The organism is Piscinibacter sp., from assembly GCF_050175855.1.
Lineage (GTDB): Bacteria > Pseudomonadota > Gammaproteobacteria > Burkholderiales > Burkholderiaceae_C > Piscinibacter.
Genome location: NZ_JBFXIO010000358.1, coordinates 1 through 5286, shown reverse-complemented (window position 1 = coordinate 5286; position 5286 = coordinate 1). Strand labels below are relative to the sequence as shown.

Genomic DNA, 5286 nt, shown 5'->3' with positions numbered 1-5286 from the left:
GGCGTGAGCAGCGTCGTGGGCCTGGGCGTGCAGCCGGTGTATACCCGCGGCCATGGCTGGGTGGATGGGGCGATCGCATGGCAGGTGCACGAGCGGGCGACCGTGGCGCTGGAGGGCAGCAACCTCACGCGAACCCTGCGCCGCGCCGACCTCGGCACGCCGACGCGGCCGCAGAGCGCCTGGGTGAACGACCGGCAGCTGGGCGTGAGCCTGAGCGTGCAGCTCTGATGCGCGCCGCGCTCGCGCTGTGGCTGGCGCTGGGGTTGGGGCCGGGGCTCTGGGCGTCCGCCGCCGCCGCCACGCTGGAGGACTGGCGCGCCGAGGCGACCGCGATTCGCCGGCTGGCCGAGAACGACGTGCCCGCGGCGCGCGAGCGCGCGCGCGCCCTGCAGGCCGCGATGCCGGCCGATGCGCAACCGGCCGATCGGGTGCGGGCGATGAACCTGGTGGCGCGCATCGACGCCTACCTCGGCGACACCGAGGCCGCCGCAGCCGGCGCCGAGCGCGCCATCGAGACGGCCCGCGCCGCCGGCGACCGGGTGGGCGAGGCCGAGGGCGAGCTGAACATGGCCATCATCGCCGTCAACCAGGGGCACATCGACCGCCTCGTGCAGGCGGCCACCCAGAGCGTGTCGCTGCTGCAGGACGCGGGTCGCCCCGAGCTGTTCAGCGAGGCCCTGCTGCGCCTGGGCACGATGTACGGCCGCTTCGGCCAGCTCGACGACCAGGTGGCCTTCGCGGTGCAGGCCATGGAGGCGGCGCAGCGCGAGTCGAATCCGATGGCGCTGGCGTATGCGCACCAGGGCATGGCGATCGCGTTCGACATGACCGGGCGGTCGGAAGAGGCCGGACAGCACTACGAACAGATGCTGCGCCGCGCGGCCGAAGCCGGCTCGCGCATGATCGAAGCCTTCGGCATGCTGGGTGTGGCCGGGCAGCACCGCCGCAAGCAGGAGTTCGACGCTTCGCAGCGCCTCGCCGAGCAGGCCATCGAGATCTTCCGGCAGGTGGGCTCGCCGTTTGCCTACAACTTCGCCGTCTTCAGCCTGGCCGACCAGTACCAGCAACGCGGCGACCATGCGCGCGCGGTCGAGCTGTTCGACCAGATCCTGCGCAACTACGCCGCGCGACCGAACCGCATCGCCGAGTGGTTCGCGCGGAACGCGCGCAGCGTCAGTCTCGAGGCGCTCGACCGCCAGGCGCCGGCACGCGAGGATGCCGAGCGCGCCTATGCGCTGGCCCGCGAGATCGGCTTCCCGCTCTACCTCAGCGAGAGCGCCCGTCGTATGGCGGCGATCGAGGCGGGGCGTGGCGACCACCGGCGGGCCTATCAGCTCTCGGTCGAAGCCACCGAGATGACGGCCAAGGCGGCGCGCGAACGCTCCAGCGTGCGCATCCTGCAGTTGCTGCAGCGCTTCCGCGATGAGAACCGGGCGCGCGATCTCGCCGAGCTGACGCGCCGCAGCGAGCTCCAGGCCGCCGAGATCGCGCGCCGCGAGCTCCAGCAGCGGCTGCTGTGGACGCTTCTGGGCGCCGTGGCCCTCGGGCTGGCCGCCACCATCGTCTTCACCGTGCGGCTGCGCCGCAAGCGCGAGGAGCTCGCCCGCCAGACGCGCATCCTGCGCTCGGTGCTCGACGGCATCGGCGACTCGGTGCTGGTGGCCGACGAACGCGGCGAGCTGCTGATGTCCAACCCGGCCGCCGCAGCGCTGGCCGGCCCCGGGCTGACGATCGGCAAGGGCGGCAACTGGTCGCAGCGCTTCGGCATGTACCAGCCCGATCGCGTCACGCCGGTGCCATTGCAGGACCTGCCGCTCGGGCGCGCGCGGCGCGGCGAAAACGTCGACAAGCAGGAGATCTACATGCGTCGCGCCGGCGAGTCGGTCGACGAGGGGCACTGGCTCTCGGCCACGGCCCGGCCGCTGCGCGACGCGTCCGGCGCCGTGCGCGGCGCCGTGGCGATGTTCACCGACGTCACCGCGCGGCGCCAGGCCGAGGATGCCGTGCGCGCGCTGGCCACCAGCCTCGAGCGGCGCGTGCAGGAGCGCACCGAGGAGCTGGCAGCTGCGCGGCAGGCCGCCGAAGCCGCCACGCAGGCCAAGAGCGAATTCCTCGCCACCATGAGCCACGAGATCCGCACGCCGATGAACGCGATCCTCGGCATGTCGTGGCTGGCACTGCAGAGCGACCTCGACGCCCAGCAGCGCAACTACATCGACAAGGTGCATCGCGCCGCCGAGTCGCTCCTGGTCATCATCAACGACATCCTCGACTTCTCGAAGATCGAGGCGGGCCGGCTGGAGATGGAGCGCATTTCGTTCCGGCTCGGCGACGTGATGGACCAGTTTGCCAGCCTGGTGGGCATGCGCGCCGAGGAGAAGGGGCTGGAGCTGCTGTTCGAGCTGCCGCCGGCGCTGCCGGCGCTGGTCGGCGACCCGTCGCGCCTCGGCCAGGTGCTGCTCAACCTGGGCAACAACGCCGTCAAGTTCACCGAGCGCGGCGAGGTGCGGGTGGTGGTGTCCGAGCAGTCGCGCGGCGCCGATTCGGTGGTCCTGCGCTTCGAGGTGCACGACACCGGCATCGGCATCGACGAGGTGCAGCGCGCGCGACTGTTCCAGCCCTTCAGCCAGGCCGATGCCTCCACCAGCCGTCGCTTCGGCGGCTCCGGGCTGGGCCTGGCGATCTGCCGCCACCTGGTGGGGATGATGGGCGGCGAGATCGGCGTCGACAGCACGCCGGGGCGAGGCAGCTGCTTCCACTTCAGCGCGCGTTTCGGGCTCGACGCGAAGCCGCAGCCGGCCTTGCCGCGGCTGCCAGCGCTGGACGGCGCACGGGTTCTGATCGTCGACGACCACGCCGGTGCCCGCGAGTTGCTGTGCGCGCTGGCCGAGTCGCTGGGCATGCGCGCCGAGGCGGTGAGCGACGGCGTGCAGGCCCTGCAGTCGGTGGTGCGCGCCGATGCCGCCGACCAACCCTACCTGCTGTTGCTGCTCGACTGGCGCATGCCCGGCGTGGACGGGATCGACTGCGTGGCCCAGCTCGGCCGCACCGTGCTGCGCCACCGCGCGCCCACCGTGCTGATGGTGACGGCGTTCAGCCGCCACGAGGTGCAGCGCCGGCTGGCGGCCCAGGACCTGCGCGTCGATGCCTTGCTCACCAAGCCGGTGACCGCCTCCGCATTGCTCGATGCCTGCGCCGACGCCCTCGGCGAACAGCTGCCGCGCGCGAGCCGCGACGAGCGCCGCCAGGATGAACTGCTGACGCATCAGGCGGCGCTGTCCGGCGTGCGCGTGCTGCTGGTGGAGGACAACGCCATCAACCAGGAGCTGGCGCGCGACCTGCTCGGCCGGGCCGGCGTGGTGGTGAGCGTGGCCGCCGATGGACGCGAAGCCCTGGACGCCCTCGAGCGCGAGCGCTTCGACGCCGTGCTGATGGACTGCCAGATGCCGGTGCTCGACGGCTACGCGGCCACGCGCGAACTGCGCCGCCGCCCCGAACTGCAGGACCTGCCGGTGATCGCCATGACCGCCAACGCGATGGCGGGCGACCGCGACAAGGTGCTCGAGGCCGGCATGAACGATCACGTGGCCAAGCCCATCCGCGTCGAAGAGTTGTACGCCACGCTGGCGCGCTGGGTCCGGCCGGCTGCCACCGCCGTGCCCGCGGGCCCCGCCGAAGTCGCCGAGCTGCCGGCACTGCCGGGCCTGGACACACGCGCCGGACTGGCCGGCGTGATGGGCAATCCGGCCCTCTATCGCCGCCTGCTGGTGATGTTCCGCGACCGCGAGCGCGACTTCCGCACGCGCTTCTCCGCGGCCCGCCAGCAGGGGGACGATGCTGCCTGCACGCGCTTCGCCCACGACCTCAAGAGCGTCTCGGGCACGCTGGGCATGCCGGCCCTGCAGCGGGCGGCGGCCGCACTGGAGGCTGCCTGCGAGCACGGTGTGCCCGATGCCGACGTCGAGCGGCTGCTCGATACCGTGCTGCGCCAGCTCGAACCGATGCTCGACGGCCTGGCGCCACTCGAGCTCGAATCAGCCTGAGGTCGCGGCGGCCGTCGCGCCGGCTGCCAGCGCGCGCAGGCAGGCCAGGCACAGGCAGCCCTTGTACCGGGCGGCCAGCTCCGCACGCAGGGCCGGCGTCAGCGTGAGCGTGGTGCAGGCGCAGGGCCCGGCGACGGCGGAGTCGTTCATGCCGCAGTGGAAGGCGCTGCCGCAGCGCGGGCAGCGCGATTCCAGCGGCGCGGCCTCAGCCACCGAACAGGCCCTTGTGCTGCTCGCGCAGCAGGTTCTTCTGCACCTTGCCCATGGTGTTGCGCGGCAGCGTCTCGACCACGAAGCAGTGCTTGGGCACCTTGAAGTTGGCGATCTTGCCCTTCAGCGCGGCGATCAGCGCGGCGGCTTCGGGCTTCGCGCCGGGCCTGGGCACCACCACCGCCACCACACCCTCGCCGAAGTCGGGGTGCGGCACGCCGATCACCGCGCTCTCGGCCACCCCGTCCATCTCGTTGAGGTAGCCCTCGATCTCGGCCGGGTAGACGTTGTAGCCGCCGGTGATGATCAGGTCCTTGCTGCGGCCGACGATGGTGACGTAGCCGCGCTCGTCGATCTTTCCGACGTCGCCGGTCTTGAACCAGCCGTCGGCGGTGAACTCCTCCTTGGTCTTCTCCGGCATGCGCCAGTAGCCCTTGAAGACGTTCGGGCCCTTGACCTCGATGCCGCCGATCTCGCCGGTGGGGCAGGGCTGGCCCTTGTCGTCGCTGACGCGCAGGCCCACGCCGGGCAGCGGGAAGCCCACCGTGCCGCCGCGACGCTCGCCGTGCTTCGCGTGATAGGGGTTGGAGGTGAGCATCACCGTCTCGCTCATGCCGTAGCGCTCGAGGATGGTGTGGCCGCTGCGCTCGCGGAACTCATTGAAGGTCTCGATCAGGAGCGGCGCCGAGCCGGCGACGAAAAGGCGCATGTTCCGGCAGGCCTCGCGGCCGAAGCCGGCCTCGCCGAGCAGGCGCACGTAGAGCGTGGGCACGCCCATGAACACGCTGGCCTCGGGCAGGCGCTTCACCACCGCGGCCGGGTCGAACTTCGCGAACCAGATCATCTTGCTGCCGTTGATCAGCGCGCCGTGCGAGGCCACGAACAGGCCGTGCACGTGGAAGATCGGCAGCACGTGGATCAGCACGTCGCCTTGCACCCATCCCCAGTAGTCCTTCAGCACCCGGGCGTTCGAGAGCATGTTGCCGTGCGTCAGCATCGCGCCCTTGCTGCGCCCGGTGGTGCCGCTGGTGTA

The 5286-nt window shown here is 71.8% G+C and carries 4 protein-coding genes; 2 read left to right on the top strand and 2 right to left on the bottom strand.

Features of this window, described 5'->3' with window-relative positions; translation table 11 throughout:
• Together AB7U92_RS21305 and AB7U92_RS21300 are read left to right on the top strand one after the other, a co-directional pair.
• A partial coding sequence (locus AB7U92_RS21305; RefSeq protein ID WP_428581754.1) for a hypothetical protein occupies window positions 1–228 on the top strand: 228 nt, incomplete at its 5' end.
• Window positions 228–4043: a response regulator gene (locus AB7U92_RS21300; protein ID WP_428581752.1), complete on the top strand. Its 3816-nt coding sequence runs from the start codon at window positions 228–230 to the stop codon at window positions 4041–4043. The genes AB7U92_RS21305 and AB7U92_RS21300, both read left to right, overlap by 1 nt.
• Here the strand turns inward: AB7U92_RS21300 and AB7U92_RS21295 are convergent.
• Both AB7U92_RS21295 and AB7U92_RS21290 read right to left on the bottom strand, forming a co-directional pair.
• Entirely contained in the window at window positions 4035–4256 is a 222-nt protein-coding gene (locus AB7U92_RS21295) for a cysteine-rich CWC family protein (protein ID WP_428581750.1), read from the bottom strand. The genes AB7U92_RS21300 and AB7U92_RS21295 overlap by 9 nt on opposite strands.
• Window positions 4249–5286: AMP-binding protein (locus AB7U92_RS21290; protein WP_428581747.1), on the bottom strand; the 1038-nt coding region annotated here is incomplete at its 5' end. The genes AB7U92_RS21290 and AB7U92_RS21295, both read right to left, overlap by 8 nt.

Coding starts and splice junctions, on each gene's coding strand:
- AB7U92_RS21300 (WP_428581752.1), top strand. CDS start 228: ATGCGCGCCGCGCTCGCGCTGTGGCTGGCGCTGGGGTTGGGGCCGGGG.